This window comes from uncultured Flavonifractor sp. (genome assembly GCF_944385615.1).
In the GTDB taxonomy this organism is placed as follows: domain Bacteria; phylum Bacillota; class Clostridia; order Oscillospirales; family Oscillospiraceae; genus Flavonifractor.
On sequence record NZ_CALWXV010000001.1, the window covers coordinates 65,861 to 81,308 of the forward strand.

At 61.6% G+C, this 15,448-nt stretch carries 21 protein-coding genes; 13 read left to right on the top strand and 8 right to left on the bottom strand.

From position 1 onward, the window contains the following. Positions 1 to 91: 91 nt before the first annotated feature. Positions 92 to 439, top strand: coding sequence for a hypothetical protein (locus tag Q0J75_RS00340; RefSeq protein WP_297195793.1), 348 nt, complete (start codon positions 92 to 94; stop codon positions 437 to 439). 63 nt (positions 440 to 502) lie between these two features. On the opposite strand, the gene atpC is transcribed toward Q0J75_RS00340, so the two are convergent. Genes atpC through Q0J75_RS00380 form a run of 8 tightly spaced genes read right to left on the bottom strand, consistent with a single transcriptional unit; the run spans position 503 to position 6,725 of the window. Next, complete coding sequence (gene atpC / locus Q0J75_RS00345; RefSeq protein WP_297195794.1) at positions 503 to 907, bottom strand: ATP synthase F1 subunit epsilon; 405 nt, start codon at positions 905 to 907, stop codon at positions 503 to 505. Next, entirely contained in the window at positions 908 to 2,308 is a 1,401-nt protein-coding gene (atpD, locus tag Q0J75_RS00350; protein WP_297195795.1) for a F0F1 ATP synthase subunit beta, read from the bottom strand. Between the two features lie 50 nt (positions 2,309 to 2,358). After that, positions 2,359 to 3,240, bottom strand: a complete 882-nt coding sequence (gene atpG / locus Q0J75_RS00355; protein ID WP_297195796.1) for an ATP synthase F1 subunit gamma — start codon at positions 3,238 to 3,240, stop codon at positions 2,359 to 2,361. Beyond that, positions 3,228 to 4,748 carry a F0F1 ATP synthase subunit alpha gene (gene atpA, locus Q0J75_RS00360; protein ID WP_297195797.1) on the bottom strand — a complete coding sequence of 507 codons (1,521 nt, stop codon included), beginning with the start codon at positions 4,746 to 4,748 and terminating at the stop codon, positions 3,228 to 3,230. The genes atpG and atpA overlap by 13 nt, the downstream gene beginning before the upstream one ends. Next, positions 4,745 to 5,269: an ATP synthase F1 subunit delta gene (atpH, locus tag Q0J75_RS00365; protein WP_297195798.1), complete on the bottom strand. Its 525-nt coding sequence runs from the start codon at positions 5,267 to 5,269 to the stop codon at positions 4,745 to 4,747. The genes atpA and atpH overlap by 4 nt, the downstream gene beginning before the upstream one ends. Then, the gene (atpF, locus tag Q0J75_RS00370) at positions 5,266 to 5,754 is read right to left on the bottom strand and encodes a F0F1 ATP synthase subunit B (protein WP_297195799.1); all 489 of its coding nucleotides are present in this window, start codon (positions 5,752 to 5,754) and stop codon (positions 5,266 to 5,268) included. The genes atpH and atpF overlap by 4 nt, the downstream gene beginning before the upstream one ends. A gap of 14 nt (positions 5,755 to 5,768) precedes the next feature. Next, positions 5,769 to 5,987 carry an ATP synthase F0 subunit C gene (atpE, locus tag Q0J75_RS00375; RefSeq protein WP_297195800.1) on the bottom strand — a complete coding sequence of 73 codons (219 nt, stop codon included), beginning with the start codon at positions 5,985 to 5,987 and terminating at the stop codon, positions 5,769 to 5,771. 36 nt (positions 5,988 to 6,023) lie between these two features. Then, a complete protein-coding gene (locus tag Q0J75_RS00380; protein WP_297195801.1) occupies positions 6,024 to 6,725 on the bottom strand; it encodes a F0F1 ATP synthase subunit A in 702 nt (233 codons plus the stop codon). Between the two features lie 222 nt (positions 6,726 to 6,947). Between Q0J75_RS00380 and Q0J75_RS00385 the strand changes: the two genes are divergently transcribed. From Q0J75_RS00385 to Q0J75_RS00440, 12 genes are all read left to right on the top strand, one after another. Continuing rightward, complete coding sequence (locus tag Q0J75_RS00385) at positions 6,948 to 8,579, top strand: ATP-binding protein (RefSeq protein ID WP_297195802.1); 1,632 nt, start codon at positions 6,948 to 6,950, stop codon at positions 8,577 to 8,579. A gap of 1 nt (position 8,580) precedes the next feature. After that, on the top strand, positions 8,581 to 9,249 hold the full coding sequence (locus Q0J75_RS00390; protein WP_297195803.1) for a response regulator: 669 nt from the start codon (positions 8,581 to 8,583) through the stop codon (positions 9,247 to 9,249). A gap of 29 nt (positions 9,250 to 9,278) precedes the next feature. Further along, a complete protein-coding gene (locus tag Q0J75_RS00395) occupies positions 9,279 to 9,455 on the top strand; it encodes an acyltransferase family protein (RefSeq protein ID WP_297195804.1) in 177 nt (58 codons plus the stop codon). Positions 9,456 to 9,479: 24 nt separating this feature from the next. Next, positions 9,480 to 9,959: a hypothetical protein gene (locus Q0J75_RS00400; RefSeq protein ID WP_297195805.1), complete on the top strand. Its 480-nt coding sequence runs from the start codon at positions 9,480 to 9,482 to the stop codon at positions 9,957 to 9,959. 3 nt (positions 9,960 to 9,962) lie between these two features. Next, on the top strand, positions 9,963 to 10,298 hold the full coding sequence (locus tag Q0J75_RS00405) for an acyltransferase family protein (protein WP_297195806.1): 336 nt from the start codon (positions 9,963 to 9,965) through the stop codon (positions 10,296 to 10,298). A 68-nt stretch (positions 10,299 to 10,366) separates the two neighbouring features. After that, entirely contained in the window at positions 10,367 to 10,732 is a 366-nt protein-coding gene (locus tag Q0J75_RS00410) for a hypothetical protein (RefSeq protein ID WP_297195807.1), read from the top strand. After that, on the top strand, positions 10,729 to 11,772 hold the full coding sequence (locus Q0J75_RS00415; RefSeq protein ID WP_297195808.1) for a hypothetical protein: 1,044 nt from the start codon (positions 10,729 to 10,731) through the stop codon (positions 11,770 to 11,772). The genes Q0J75_RS00410 and Q0J75_RS00415 overlap by 4 nt, the downstream gene beginning before the upstream one ends. After that, positions 11,693 to 12,109, top strand: coding sequence for a hypothetical protein (locus Q0J75_RS00420; RefSeq protein WP_297195809.1), 417 nt, complete (start codon positions 11,693 to 11,695; stop codon positions 12,107 to 12,109). Before Q0J75_RS00415 ends, Q0J75_RS00420 begins: the two co-directional genes overlap by 80 nt. After that, on the top strand, positions 12,093 to 12,518 hold the full coding sequence (locus Q0J75_RS00425) for a hypothetical protein (RefSeq protein ID WP_297195810.1): 426 nt from the start codon (positions 12,093 to 12,095) through the stop codon (positions 12,516 to 12,518). The genes Q0J75_RS00420 and Q0J75_RS00425 overlap by 17 nt, the downstream gene beginning before the upstream one ends. A gap of 120 nt (positions 12,519 to 12,638) precedes the next feature. Further along, positions 12,639 to 14,405: a phage tail sheath family protein gene (locus tag Q0J75_RS00430; RefSeq protein ID WP_297195811.1), complete on the top strand. Its 1,767-nt coding sequence runs from the start codon at positions 12,639 to 12,641 to the stop codon at positions 14,403 to 14,405. Between the two features lie 43 nt (positions 14,406 to 14,448). Continuing rightward, on the top strand, positions 14,449 to 14,928 hold the full coding sequence (locus Q0J75_RS00435; RefSeq protein ID WP_297195812.1) for a phage tail protein: 480 nt from the start codon (positions 14,449 to 14,451) through the stop codon (positions 14,926 to 14,928). A gap of 73 nt (positions 14,929 to 15,001) precedes the next feature. After that, positions 15,002 to 15,361: a phage tail assembly protein gene (locus Q0J75_RS00440; RefSeq protein WP_297195813.1), complete on the top strand. Its 360-nt coding sequence runs from the start codon at positions 15,002 to 15,004 to the stop codon at positions 15,359 to 15,361. The last annotated feature ends 87 nt before the right edge of the window (positions 15,362 to 15,448 follow it).

Consider the following 15,448-nt stretch of genomic DNA (forward strand, 5'->3'; position numbering starts at 1 on the left):
GGTTCGTTCCTTCCTGTTTTTCTAGTTCGGTTCTATGATAGCCGAGAGGCGAAAGATTGTAAAGAGGGCCGCGTTGACAGGGGAGGCTCCCATGGCGTACAATGTGAAAAAACATGGGGAGGAGAGGACGGGGTTGTTGGACAACAGCTTTCCTTTGGATGAGGACGACGAGACCACGCTGCTGGAAGCGTCCACCGGATTTTCCGTGCTGGACGAGGAGGACGAGGACGTCAGCGAGATGCTGCGGGTATTGGAGCGGCAGGAGAGCACCTTGCAGGTGCAGCTGGACAACCTGTGGGACAGCCTGACCGAGCTGGAGGAGCAGGAGGGGCGGCAGGGCGAGCGGTACCTGCGGACAGCATCCCAAATCGAAGGACTGACGGCTCGCATCCAGGAACTGGAGGAGCAGATTGACGGGTTTGCCGGGCAAGGGGAATAAAATAGAACCAGGGGTACGCTGCCAACTATGGCAGCGTACCCCTGGTTTTTACCGTTTAAGCAGTCAGCGCCGGGTCTTCAAACGGGCCATAGCCCGGGCCAGAGCGGCCTTGGAGTGGTAGTACTCATGGACGCTCTGCTTCTGGCGCAGGCGCTCCTCAGCCCGCTTTCTGGCGGCCTCGGCCCGCTTCTGGTCGATCTCCTCAGGGTGCTCGGCAAAGCCCACCAGCAAAATCACATAGTCCGGCTTGATCTCGGCAAACCCGGCCCCCACGGCGGCGGGCTCCCACTTGCCCTCGGCCTTGTAGCGCAGCTCGCCGGGCTCAATGGCGGTGACCACCGGCTCATGGCCGGGGTAAATGCCCATCTGGCCGTCCACAGCGGGGAGGACCAGCGCCTCAGCGGGGCCAATGTAGAACTGGCGCTCCGGGGTGATGATCTCCAGATAAAAGGTGCCGGTCTCGGCCATTTACACCGCCCCCATCTTTTTGGCCTTTGCGATGACCTCGTCCACGTTGCCCACATTGCTGAAGGCAGCCTCGGGGTACTTGTCCAGCTCGCCGCCCAGAATGGTCTCGAAGGAGCGGAGGGTATCCTCCAATTTCACGTAGCGGCCCTCCAGACCGGTGAACTGCTCGGCCACCGAGAAGGGCTGGGAGAAGAACTGCTGGATACGGCGGGCCCGCTCTACGGTGCGGCGGTCCTCCTCGCTCAGCTCCTCCATGCCCAGAATGGCGATGATATCCTGTAATTCCCGGTAGCGCTGGAGCAGCTCCTGAGTGCCACGGGCGATCTTGTAGTGCCGCTCGCCCACCACATCGGGCTCCAGGATACGGGAGGTGGACTCCAGGGGGTCCACAGCGGGGTAGATGCCCTGCTCCACGATCTTACGGGAGAGAACGGTGGTGGCGTCCAGGTGGGCAAAGGTGGTGGCGGGGGCGGGGTCGGTCAGGTCGTCTGCGGGGACGTAGACCGCCTGCACAGAGGTGATGGAGCCGTCCTTGGTGGAGGTGATGCGCTCCTGAAGAGCGCCCATCTCATTGGCCAGGGTGGGCTGATAGCCCACGGCAGAGGGCATCCGGCCCATGAGGGCGGACACCTCGGAGCCGGCCTGGACATACCGGAAGATGTTGTCGATGAAGAGCAGCACGTTCTGCTTCTCCTGATCCCGGAAATACTCCGCCATGGTCAGACCGGTGAGGGCCACCCGCATACGGGCTCCGGGGGGCTCGTTCATCTGACCGAAGACCAGAGCGGTCTTTTCAATAACGCCGGACTCGGTCATCTCTCGCCACAGGTCGTTGCCCTCACGGGTACGCTCGCCCACGCCGGTGAAGATGGAGTAGCCGCCGTGCTCGGTGGCGATGTTGTGGATCAGCTCCTGGATAAGCACCGTCTTGCCCACACCGGCGCCGCCGAACAGGCCGATTTTGCCGCCCTTGGCATAGGGGGCCAGCAGGTCAATGACCTTGATGCCGGTCTCAAAGATATCCACCACCGGGCGCTGGTTCTCAAAGGCGGGAGGCTGACGGTGGATGGACCACTTCTCGGTGGCCTTCACCGGGCCTTTTTCGTCGATGGCGTCGCCCAGGACGTTGAACATCCGCCCCAGCACGCCTTCACCCACGGGGATGGAGATGGGAGCGCCGGTGGCGGTCACCGCCATGCCCCGGCCCAGGCCCTCGCTGGGGGAGAGCATGATGCAGCGCACCGTGTCGCCTCCCACATGCTGGGCCACCTCCATGACCTGGCGCTTTCCGTCCAGCGATACCTCAAGGGCCTCCTTGATTTCGGGCAGGGTCCCGTCAGGGAAGGCCACGTCTATCACAGGTCCCATGACCTGTACAATGGTTCCTTTGTTTTCGTTCATCTTGCAATCCCCTTTCGGGTGTTCATACACTTACGTTCAAATGGCACATGTTAAAGTGCAGCCTGGGCGCCTCCCACCACCTCGGTGATCTCTTGGGTGATGGCGGCCTGACGGGCCCGGTTATAGGACAGATTCAGGGTTTGCAGCATGGCCCGGGCGTTGTCGCTGGAAGACTTCATGGCGGTCATGCGGGCGTTCTGCTCGGAGCAGTAGGACTCCACCAGCGCGCCGAAGATATCGCCCTTCACATAGCCGGGGGCCAGACGGTCCATGACCGCCTTTACCGAGGGCACATAGGTCACATCCCGGTTATAGGTGTCCCGGTTCTCCTCGTATTCGGGAAAGACGTCCGGGTCCAGAGGAAGCAGCTTGTGGATGGTGGGCTCCATCTGGAAGGAGTTGACCATTTTGGTGAAGATGATGTAGACCTCGTCCAGCTGCTTCTCCAGATAGAGGTCCAGCATCAGCTCCGCCATATCCCGGGCCCGGCCCATATTGGGGTCCTGAGCGGTGTAGAGAAATTCCATATCAATAGGCACACCGTGTTCCTGAAAGTAGGAGCGGCCCACCTGACCCACCACAAAGAGGCTGGTATGGGCGCCGGCGTTGATCCGCTGCTCGGCCAGCTTCAAAATATTGTGGTTATAGGAACCGGCCAAGCCCTTGTCACCGGTGATGACGATATACCCCACCTTCCGTTCTGAGCGAGGGATACCGGGCCGCTTGTCAAAAAACACATGGTTGATCTCCGGAGAGTGGTGGAGAATGTCTGAGATGGTGGTTTCGATCTTCTGAAAGTAGGGCTCCACATCGGTGAGCTGCTTGCGGGCCTTCCGCAGGTTGGAGGAGGAGATAAGATACATGGCGTTGGTGATCTTCAGAGTCTGCTCCACGCTTTTGATGTGGGTCCGGATCTCCTTTATGCTTGCCATGTGGCGCTCACCCGCTTCTTGGCGTTGTCCAGCACCGAGCGGATGGTCTCAATGGCAGGCCCGCTCAGGTTTCCGGTGGATTCGATCTCGTTTACCACGTCGGCGTGCTCGTTCTCCATCTCCTGGGCAAAATCCAGGACGAAGGAGCGCACCTTATCCAGAGGCACGTCGTCCACCAGACCGTTGGTGGCGGCGTAGAGGATGATGGCCTGACGGCTCATCGGCATGGGATGGTACAAAGGCTGCTTGAGCAGCTCCAGCAGACGGCGGCCATGGTCCAGAGCCTGCTGGGTGGCGGGGTCCAGGTCGGAGGCAAACTGAGTGAACACCTCCAGCTCACGGAACCGGGCCAGGTCAATGCGCAGGGTACCGGCGGTCTTCTTGATGGCCCGGGTCTGGGCGGAGCCGCCCACACGGGACACCGACAGGCCCACGTTGACGGCGGGCCGCTGTCCGGCGAAGAACAGATCGTTTTCCAGATAGATCTGGCCGTCGGTGATGGAGATGACGTTGGTGGGGATGTAGGCCGATACGTCGCCGGCCTGGGTCTCAATGATGGGCAGGGCGGTCATGGAGCCGCCGCCATATTCCTTGGTCAGGCGGCAGGCACGCTCCAACAGGCGGGAGTGGAGATAGAACACGTCGCCGGGGTAAGCCTCACGGCCGGGGGAGCGCTTGAGCAGCAGAGAGAGGGTGCGGTAGGCCACCGCGTGCTTGGACAGGTCGTCGTAGACGATAAGCACATCCTTGCCCTTGCTCATGAAATACTCGCCCATGGCGGCGCCGGAGTAGGGGGCGATGTACTGTAACGGGGCGGACTCGCTGGCGGTGGAGGACACAATGATGGAGTAGTCCATGGCGCCGTGCTTTTTCAGGGTGTCCTGGACGCGGGCCACGGTGGAGGCCTTCTGGCCGATGGCCACATAGATACAGATCACGTCCTGGCCCTTCTGGTTCAGAATGGTATCCACCGCGATGGCGGTCTTGCCGGTCTGGCGGTCGCCGATGATGAGCTCCCGCTGACCCCGGCCGATGGGCACCATGGCGTCGATGGCCAGGATACCGGTCTGAAGGGGGACGTTGACCGGCTCACGGCTGACCACGCCGCTGGCCTCATGCTCGATGGGGCGGGTCTCGGTGGCCTGAATGGGGCCCAGCCCGTCCAGAGGCTGGCCCAGCACATCCACGACCCGGCCCACCAGGCCGTCTCCCACCGGCACGTCGGCGGCCCGACCGGTACGGCGGACCACGGTGCCTTCCTTCACGCCGGCGTCGCTGCCCAGCAGCACCACGCCCACGCTGTCCCGGGCCAGGTTCATGACCATGCCCTTGACGCCGGTGTCCAGCTCCACCAGCTCGCCATAGACCGCCTTGTCCAGGCCGTAGACGGTGGCAATGCCGTCGCCTACCTCCAGAACGGTGCCGGTCTCGTCCCGCCGGACGCGGGTATCATACGCTTGAATCTCCTCCCGCAGGATGGAGACGATCTCTTCGGGTTTGGTTTTCATGCCATTCGCCTCTCTTCCAGTTGCCGGGTCAGGCCGGCCAGCGCCCCGCGGACGCTCTTGTCATAGGTCACGCCCTCAATCTCCAGGGTGAAACCGCCCAGCAAGGAGGGATCGGTGCGGATATCAAAGGCCACATCCTGTTTGTGGTGCAGCCGGCACAGAGCCTGGCGGAGCTTGTCCAGCTCGGCCTTCTCCGGCGACCGGACACAGGTCAGGCGGCAGCGGGCCGCGCCGCGTTGGGCCAGGGCCTTGTCATGAAAGGCCTCCAAAATATCGGGCAGCAGAACCATGCGTCCCTTTTCCGCCAGCAGGCGGTAAAAATGAAACAGCAGATTGTGGCCGTCCAAAATGGACAGCCGGGCCAGGACCCGCTCCTTCTCCCATGCCTGGACGGCGGGAGAGCAAAGGGCCTCCCACAGAGCGGTATCTCCCATCATGGCCTGCGCGGTGGCGTTCAGGGTCTCCTCATCGGATGAGAGTGAATAGAGGGCTTCGGCGTAACGGTGGGCCAACTCGCTCATGCCTGCTCACCCACTTCCGACAGAAACGCATCTACCAAAGCTTTGTCGTCAGCTTGGTTCATGGAGCGCTGGGCCACCTTCTCAGCGGCCAGAAGGGCCAAAGAGGCCACCTCGTTTCGGGCGCTGCGCAGCATGGCCTCCCGCTGGTCGGCGATCTGACGCTCTGCCTCGCCGCGCAGCCGCTTGGCGTCGGTCTCGGCCTCAGCCATCTTGCCCTCGTAGACCCGCTGGGCCCGGTTCTGGGCGTCGGCCACGATTTTGGCCGCCTCGTGCCGGGCGTCGGTCAGCTTGTCCTCATACTGGGCTTTCAGCTCCTGGGCCTGCTGATTGGTGGCCTCGGCAGAGGCAATTTCACTCTTTACCAGGGCGGCCCGCTGCTCCAGCACGGCATTGACCCGGCCAAACAGCAGCTTCTTCAGGATGAAGAAGAGCACCAGCAGATTGAGGATGGTAAAGAGAATGGTGGAAAGATGGAACTCCAGCATTGGGGGCGCCCCCTTTAACCGACAAAGATGATGAGCAGAGCGGTGATGAAGCCGAAGATGGCGGTACCTTCTGCCAGGGCGCAGCCCAGCAGCAGCGCGCTGTTGATCTTGCCGGAAGCCTCGGGCTGACGGGCGATGGCCTCGCTGGCCTTGCCGGTGGCAAAGCCGATACCGATACCGGCGCCGATGCCGGTGAAGACTGCAATACCTGCTGCAATGATAGCCAGTGACATAATGATTTCCTCCTGTAAGTCGATTTGAACTGTGTGTTACTCTTCCTCTTTGATGCCCTCACCGGTAAACAGGGTGGTCAGGAACACAAAGACGACGGTTTGGATCAATCCGTCAAACAGATCGAAGTAGATGCTGAACACCGCCGGCAGGATGGCCGGAACGATGAACTTGAGCATCTCCATAATGATGAAGGCGCCCAGCACATTGCCGAACAGACGCATACACAGCGCCAGGGGGCGGATGATGACCTCCATCAGGTTGATGGGCAGCAGCAGCGGCATGGGTTCGGCAAACTTTTTCAGCCCGCCGGCCAATCCATTGTACCGGAACTGGGCCCCGTAGATGAGCAGCATACTCATCAAAGCCAGCGCCGTGGTCACGCTGATGTCCTTTGTGGGCGGGGTCAGACCAAAGATGCCGATGATGTTGGCAAACCCGATATACAGGGCCACGGTGCCCAGCCAGGGCGCAAAGGGCCGCCAATGACTGCCGATGTTGGTCTTGACAAAGCCGTTGAGGAACTGCACGGCGCTTTCCAGGGCCGTCTGTACCTTGCCGGGGCTGCGTACGCTCAGATTACGGGTGAGCAGCAGCGCCGCCACGATGAGCACCGCCATGACGATCCACGACACCACCACGGACTCCGCCACCGGAATCCCGCCAAACAGCGGAATGGTAAATGCGGTGCGGGTCCCCAACTCCTCTATCAAGGTTTCCTTGAATGCATCCAAACACATCACCTCGTTTTCGCGGGGCCTATCATACTACGGACCGGCTCATTTGGTAAACCCTTTCGAAACTAAAAAAAGTATCGAAAATAAATGGTTACAGCCTGTTTTAAGCACTTACTAAAAGGAAAGTGCAAAAATGGAAGGAGTCTGCCGGCCGCAGCTTACGAGGCCTTTTGTTTGACAGGCTCTCTGGATTTTTTTATACTGGAGAAAAAGGAGGGAAAAACCATGTCCAAACAGGCCACATCCTCCATTCGCACCCAGCTGATGCACATGAACCTTGTGATCGTGATCGTATCCATCGCCCTGTCCCTGGTGGGTACCCTCTATTTTTCCTTGCGCAGCGAGCGGGCCGCCCTGGACAACAACCTGCTCAACTCCGCGTCCATTCTGTCCCAGGTGCCCCTGCTGCAAGAGACGCTGCTGGGCGGACACTCTATCGACGAGCTGGCCGACTATCTGGACCAGACCACGGCGGGGACCTCGGACATTGACCTGATCCTGGTGGGGGACACCAGCTCCACCCTGCTCTATGTGCCGGACCGGACCCTCATCGGCTCCACCTATTCTGGGACGGCCCAGGCGGGGGCCCTGGCCGGAAACGCCCCTTATACCTCCAATGAGACCGGCCCTCTTGGCTCCGACCACTCCGCCTATGCCCCGGTGCGGGACGAGGAGGGGAATGTCATCGGCTTTGTGATCGTAGGGGTCTACTTCCGCAGCCTGGCCCGGGTAACGGTGAGCACGGCGCTGCGCCTGCTCATCGTGGGAGCGGTGGCGGCGGTGCTGGGCTCCCTGCTGGCCATGCGCCTGTCCCGCAGCATCAAGCGCTCTCTGATGGGCTATGAGCCGGACGCTTTTGCCCGCCGCTTTCACCAGCGGGAGGATATTCTGGACGCCCTGGAGGAGGGTGTTCTGGCCATTGACGGGGAGGCCAATGTAATTTTTCTCAACAAGGCGGCGGCGGAGATGCTGTCCATGGACCGGCAGACCGCCCTGGGCCAGCCCCTCCATCAGGTCTATCCCCGCTCCACTATGGATCGGATCTTGGAAACCGGTCAGCCGGAGTACAATGTGAGCATGAATTCCCTGAAAAATATCAAGGTACTGGCCGACCGCCTGCCCATCCATGAGAACGGCAAGCTGGCCGGAGTGGTAAGCATTTTTCGCAACCGGACCGAGCTGACCCGGATGGCGGACGATCTCACCGGCGTGCGCCACATGGTGGAGGCCATGCGGGCCTATACCCATGAGTTTATGAATAAGCTCCATGTGATTTTGGGGCTGCTCCAGATCGGGGAGCCGGAAAAGGCCCAGCAGTATATCATGGATACCACCCAGACCCAACGGGAGGCGGTGAGCCGCATCATGGGCCAGATCCGCCAGCCTTCGGTGGCGGCGCTGCTGGTGGGCAAGACCAGCCGGGCCAATGAGCTGGGCATCCGCCTGCGGCTGGACCGGGAGAGCGCCCTCAGTGAGGAGAGCCCCTGGCTACCGCCCGACGCCTATGTGACTATTTTGGGCAATTTGATTGAAAATGCCATTGAAGTACTCAACCAGTCCCGCTGTGCCGCCAAGGAGATCTCGGTGAGCATCCGGGAGAGCGAGGACAGCCTGCTTTTGTGTGTGGAGGACACCGGGCCCGGCATTCCCGCCGCCCTTCAGCCCACCCTGTTCCAGCGGGGGATCTCCACCAAGGGCCGGGGCCGGGGCACCGGCCTTTCCCTGGTCCAGGAGGTGGTGGACGCCTACCACGGAGAGATCCGGGTGGAGTCGGAGAGCGGGGTGGGTACGTCGTTCTTTCTCAGCTTTTGCCGGGAGGACAGCCAGGACGAGGCGGGCTACGGAAGGAGAGATTGAAGTGTATCGTGTTGTGATCGTGGAGGATGACCCTATGGTCTCCCTGCTGGACCGCACCTTTACCGAAAAGGATGCCCGATTTCGGGTGGTTCAAACCTTTCAGGACGGAAGATCGGCCCTGGAGTGGCTGAGCCAGAATCCGGCGGACCTGGTGGTGCTGGATGTGTATATGCCCCTGTTTACCGGAGTAGAGCTACTTCAGGCTCTGCGGACCCGGGCCGTTCCGGTGGACGCCATTATGGTCACCGCCGCCACCGACACCGCCACGGTAGACCATCTGCTGAAAATGGGGGTGGTGGACTATCTGGTCAAGCCCTTTACCTATGAACGCTTCCAGCAGGCCCTGGATACCTTCTGCCGCCACAAGGAGGCGGTGGCGGGGGAGGCGGTGACCCAGGGAGAGCTGGACAAGCTGTTTGCTCCCCCGGAGCTGGGCGACCATGCCGCCCCCAAGGGCTTGCAGGAGAGCACGCTGGAACGGATCCGGGGGTGCCTTCACGCAGCCCCGCCGGAGGGGCTGCCCAGCGAGGCCATCTCCCGGCAGACCGGCCTGTCGGTGGTCACGGTCCGCCGCTATGCCAACTATCTGGTGGAACGGGGAGAGGCGTTCAGCACCATTAACTATGATACAGGCGGCCGCCCCTGCCGCCTGTACCGGGCCAAATCCTGAGACACAGGGAAAAAGGAGATACAGTGGGCATGAAACCGAGAGAATACCGGTATGACAATCTGCGCTTTTTCCTCATGGCCCTGGTGGTGCTGGGGCATCTGCTGGAAATCACACCGGATATACCTTATAAGCGGGAACTCTATTACCTGATCTATTCCTTTCACATGCCCGCCTTTTTATTTCTCAGCGGAATATTTGCCAGATGAGACCGGATTAAGGTGATCTTTGGGATGTGTTTGCCCTATCTGGTGCTGCAAACCCTGTATATCCGGTTTGCCCAAGGGCTGTATGCGCCCGAGGAGGCCATGCAGTTCTCCCGGCCCTACTGGATTTTGTGGTATTTGTTTGTGCTGGCGGTCTATACCCTTCTGATCCCCCTTTACGACATAACCTCCCCCATGGGCCGGCTGGCCATGATTGCCGCGGCAGTTGTGCTGGCGCTGGCGGTGGGGTGTGATAAGAGCATCGGATACCAGTGGAGTGCCTCCCGCATTTTGGTGTTTCAGCCGTGGTTTTTGCTGGGGTATTATTTCAAAGACGCAAAGCGCCTGATACAACGCTGGGAGAGTTTGGACAGGCCCCTGAAATATTTGCTCACCGAACTGGTTGTACTGGGCTGCATTGTGCTGGAATATGGGCTGATTCGATGGGATGTGCCGGAAAAGCTGCTGTATGGGGCCCTGAGCTATGCGGATACAGGGGGCTCCTGACAGATGCGTGGTCTGAGTATGTGCTGTGCGGCCAGTGTGATCTTCCTGCTGTTTATCGTTGTGGGGAAACGCCTGGACCGGAAGATCCCCATCCTGACCGTTCTGGGCCAGAACAGCCTGTCCATTTACCTGTTCCACGGCTTTTTGGTCCGTCTGGTCCAATACCGGTACCATTTTTTGTGTGACGGCGTGTGGGATATGCTGGTCCTGTGGGCAGGTATCCTGCTGCTGCTTGGAAATCCGGTGGCTGGCCGGTGGACCAGGTTTTTCTTTGGGGCGGGCTGGTGTCGGGGGAGACGTTTTGCACCCCATAACGGGTGTTTAGGTCGCTTTCATTGAAATGGTCCAGGGAAATCCATAGAATACAAGTAGGTCAGAAGTGGAGGGCGCAGTTTGAGGACAGATAGATGAGAATTGCTGTATGTGAAAACAGTCCGGCAGCCGCGGAACAGATGCAAGGCTGGATCGAGCAGTACTGCAAGCTTTATCAGATCTCTGCGGACATTCAGTGTTTCCTCTCCGTGGATGTGTTCGCAAACTGGAGAGAGCGGTTTGACGTGGTCTTTGTGGGCTTTGGCGGCACCACCGGCTTTTTACAGGCCCGGATGCTGCGGGAACGGGACCACAACTGCCGGATCGTCCTGGTGGATGATACCCAGCAATTTGCGGTCCAGGGTGTGCGCATCCACTGTACGGATCTGATCATTCGCCCGGTGGAGTTCCGGCATGTGGTCCGGAGTATGCGTTTGGTAACGGGAGGGGGGATGCGATGAATCGTCTTCAGATAAAACGAAAGACGGACGCGCCCCAGGCCCGGGGTCCCATGGAGCAGACCCTCCGCCGCCAGATGGCATGGGCGGCGGGAACGGAGCAGTTTCAGCACCGGGACCCGCTTTACCATGTGACCGAGAATTTTCAACAGACCTTTGACGCCATGGGCCGCCGCCATGCGGCCCAGCTGGGGGAAAAAGCCCAGGGGGAGGGCGAGAACCAGCAGCAGCCGGTCCAGACCGGCGATCTGCCGGACCCCACCTCCGCCCGCTCCTTTTATGAGCGCTCCAACCCCCAGGACCAGGACATGCTCCGCCGGTTTTCTGAGACAGCTTTCCAGAGAGGTACCCTCTCCGGGGCGGTACTCCAGGGAACGGGGAAGATGATGCTCTTCTCCTGCCTGAAAAAGACCGTCGGACAGTCCCAGCCCACCCGGTGGCAGCAGAATAAGCTCTTTGAAAAGGGCTCCCCCATCCGCAACGTACCCGGCCACAGTCCGGACAAGGTGGTTTTCAACCGGGGCTTTACCGACAGCGCGGTGGGCCTGGTGGTGGATACCCTGCGGGACGCCCGCCGGACGGTGGAGGACATGCAGAGCCTGGCGGAAGGAAAAAGCGAGATGGGCCAGGCCGGTGGGGACACCCTGCGGACCATGTATCCCTTTCTGGACGATAGCCGGGAGCGGGAGCTGTTGGAGCAGTACCGCACCCAGCTGAAGGGGACACAGGATGTTCGGGAGAAAAAGGCCCTCCAGAGCGCCATCGCCCGGATGGAGGCCCTCATCGACAAGAAAGCCCAGATGAAACTGGAATTTACCAATAAGCTCCGGTTCCTCTCCGACCGGGCCAACGAGGCCCTGGAGGCATTTTCCCAACCGAACTTTTCCGCGGAGCTGGACCAGGCGCTGCGGGAGGCTACCGGGGCGGAGGAGCCGCCGCCCGACCAGGGAGAAGGAGAAGGAAATGGAGCAGCAGAGCCAGGAAAGGGCCCGCCAGACAGAACAGACCAGACAGACGGAGGACCGGACCAGCCGGACTCCTGAACGGGAGCGGATCAGTTCGGCCGGTTATGTGGCGCGGGCCGCTCTGGAAGGGGCGTCCCTGCTGGATATGCCCCCCGCCCGGCTGGAGGAGCTGGCCGGATGGATCGGCAACCAGAACATGGCGGCGCTGCTGGAGGCCCAGGCCGGGCCTGTGGCGCTGACCCAATTTGTCCCGCCCGGACCGGAGCCGGAGACGGCTCCTGTTCCCGTACCGGAGATCACTCCCCAGCTGACTCAGCCGCCCCAAGCTCTGACAGCCGGAGGCGTGACGGGAAGGGCCCTTCAGCCGTCCGGGCTGACCTTCCCAGGAGGTGGGTACCATGGTTCAGGACTTTGACAGACCGCCGGACGGGGCGGAGGAGCTGGCGGCGCTGCTGGAGCGTAGCGGCGCGGAGTTTCTCCGGGAAGGGAACCGCTTTCGCTTCCGCTTTTCCAGCCGGGGCTGTGCCTGGCAGACGGTATGCGACTGCCAGGAGACGCTGGTGCTGATCTACAGTATCCACCCCACGCCGGTGACCGCGCCGGAGAAAGCCCTGGAGCTGTGTTCCCGGCTCAACAGTCAGGTGGTGGAGGGCAGCTTCTTTCTTCAGGAGGAGCACTTCATCTTCCGCACCAGCGCCCGCCTCACCGAACGCTTTGAGGCCCAGACGCGCATTGCCGCCGCGCTGGAATATAACGCCGCCGTCCTCTCCACCTGGTGGGAGCGGCTGGCGGCCGGGGCCCAAGGGACCCCCTTAACCGATTGAATCCAAGCGCAGTCCCGCCGTGCTTTTGGAGGATACCATACAGCGAACGATATTTTGATCATAGAAAGGAGGGGCGCTTCACGTCCGGCCCCCAGCCAACATGCGGCGTGAAGCAAAAACATGGCAGAGTATTTATCCCCTGGCGTTTACGTGGAGGAGTATGATTCCGGTGCCACGCCCATGCAGGGTGTGAGCACCAGCACCGCCGGCTTTGTGGGCCTGGCGGAGCGGGGCCCGGTCATTGGGCAGCCTCAGCTGGTCACCAGCTTTGCCGACTACAAGCGGATGTACGGCGGCTACCTCAGCGAGGCGGCCTATGGCAATAACCGCTTCCTGCCCTATGCGGTGGAGCAGTTCTTCGCCAACGGCGGCGCCCGGGCCTACATCATGCGCGCGGTACCCGGCGACGCCAAGGCCGCCAGCTTTACCAGCGGCGTGCTGAAGATCACCGCCGCAAACCCCGGCGCCTGGGCGGAGGATATGCGGGTGGTCCTCTCTCCCGCCTCCAAGGCCAAGACCCAGGTGCTGTCGGTCAGCGGGGCCGACCTGACCCTGAAGAACGCCGACGGCTTCAACCCCGGCGACGTGGTGGAGCTTTTTGACGGCCGCACCACCGCCCACGCCACCATCAAGAGCGTGCTGGACAAGGTGATTACCCTGGACGCCCCCTGCACCCTGGACGTGGCCGACACCAAGGTGGGCACCGCCAAGTACATCAAGACCTGTGAGATCACCATCACCGTCCGCCTGGGCGACAATGTGGAGGTCTTTGAGAATCTCTCCCTCAAGCCCGAGGCGCTGAACAACATCGTGGCCAAGACCGCCAAGTCCGACCTGATCGGCGTGGAGGTGCTGGAGGTCAAGGCCCCCGCCCCCGCTCCCGCCAAGGAGAAGGACAAGGACGGCAAGGAGATCCCCGCTCCCGCTGCGCCCAAGGCCTCCATCGTGCCCTTCGCCCTGTGCGGCGGCAACGGCGCCGACTTGGTGCTCACCCTCCAGGGCGGCAGCAACGGCTCCGTGCTCACCGTCACCCCCGACGCCTTCCTGGGCCAGGACGACGGCCCCGGCAAGCGTACCGGCCTGCAGGCTTTCCAGGAGAACGGCAACGTCTCCATCATGGCCATCCCCGGCATCACCGCCCCTGAGGTCCAGGCCGCTCTTATCGGTTTCTGTGAGTCCAAGAAGAGCTGCTTTGCCATCCTGGACGTGCCCATGGAGCTGAAGAAGACCAACGACGTGGCCAACTTCCGGGATATGTACGATTCCACCTATGCCGCCATGTATCATCCCTGGCTGGAGATGTACGACGCCGGCGCCAAGCGCTCGGCCTACTTCCCGCCCTCCGGCGCCATGGCCGGCATTTACGCCCGCACCGACATCGAGCGGGGCGTCCACAAGGCCCCCGCCAACGAGGTTATCCGGGGCTGCACCGGCCTGTCCTGCGCCTACAACGAGGGCGAGCAGGATATCCTCAACCCCATGGGCGTCAACCTGATCCGGGCCTTTACCGGCCGGGGCATCCGCGTGTGGGGCGCCCGCACCATCAGCTCCAACGGCCTGTGGAAGTACCTGAACGTCCGCCGCCTGTTCATCTATGTGGAGGAATCCATCAAGGCCAACACCAACTGGGTGGTCTTTGAGCCCAACTCCGCCGCCCTGTGGAGCCGGGTCACCCGCACCATCGAGGCCTTCCTGGCCACCTGCTGGCGGGACGGCGCCCTGGCGGGCTCCAGCCCCTCCGAGGCCTTCTTTGTGGAGTGCGGCCCCACCACCATGACCCAGGACGACATTGACAACGGCCGGCTGATCTGCCAGATCGGCATCGCCCCGGTGAAGCCCGCTGAGTTCGTGATCTTCCGCATCACCCAGAAGACCGCTTCTGAGTGATCCGCCCTCCACCTAGATTGATACAGAAAGGACGAAGATAAGAATGGCCATCAATTATCCCTACAGAGTATTTCGATATCAGGTGGAGATCGATGGAATCAGCCGGGCGGGCTTCTCTGAAGTCTCCGGCATGAGCGCCTCCACCGACGCCGTGGAGTACCGCGAAGGCGACGACCTGCGCAACACTCCCCGGAAGCTGGCGGGCCTGACCAAGTTCGGCAACGTGACCCTGCGCTGGGGCGTGTCCGACGACTCCGACTTCCTGGAGTGGCTCAACTCCGTGGCCCCCACCAACACCGCGCCTCCCACCGGTATGGTCCGTCACAACGTGACCATCACCCTCATTGACGACGCCGGAAACCCCGGCCCCTCCTGGCAGCTCATCAATGCCTGGCCTGTGGGCTACACCGTGCCCGACCTGAACGGCCTGGGCGGGGAAGTGGCAATCCAGTCTCTGGAGCTGTGCCACGAGGGCCTGGAGCACATCCCCGGCTCCGTGGCCGGCGCTCCGTCCGATATCTGATTTATATGACGGTCTCTACAGCCCACAGGCATTCCGCCTGTGGGCTGTGGGGAATCTCACCTAGGAGGACGCCATGCAGACCGAATTTGAATTTGAATTGCCCAAGGGCTATGTGGACGCCAGCGGCGAGGTCCATAAGCACGGGATCATGCGCCTGGCCACGGCGGCGGACGAGATCCTGCCCCTCCGGGACCCCCGGGTCCAGCAGAATTCCGGCTATCTGACCATCATTCTGCTCTCCCGTGTGGTCACCAAGCTGGGCACCCTCAGCGCCGTCAACACCCGGGTGATTGAGAACCTGTTCACCATGGACCTGGCCTATTTGCAGGATATGTACCAGCGGATCAATATGTCGGAGATACCCCACTACCAGCTGACCTGCCCCCACTGCAACCAGCAGTTTGAGGTGCCGCTGGATTTTTTGCTGGGCTAGAGTGGGCTTCCGAAGAGAACGACGGGCTCCCCATCCGTCGGATCAGGCCGCCGGAGCAGCTGGGGGAGCAGCCCTACGCCTGGCAGG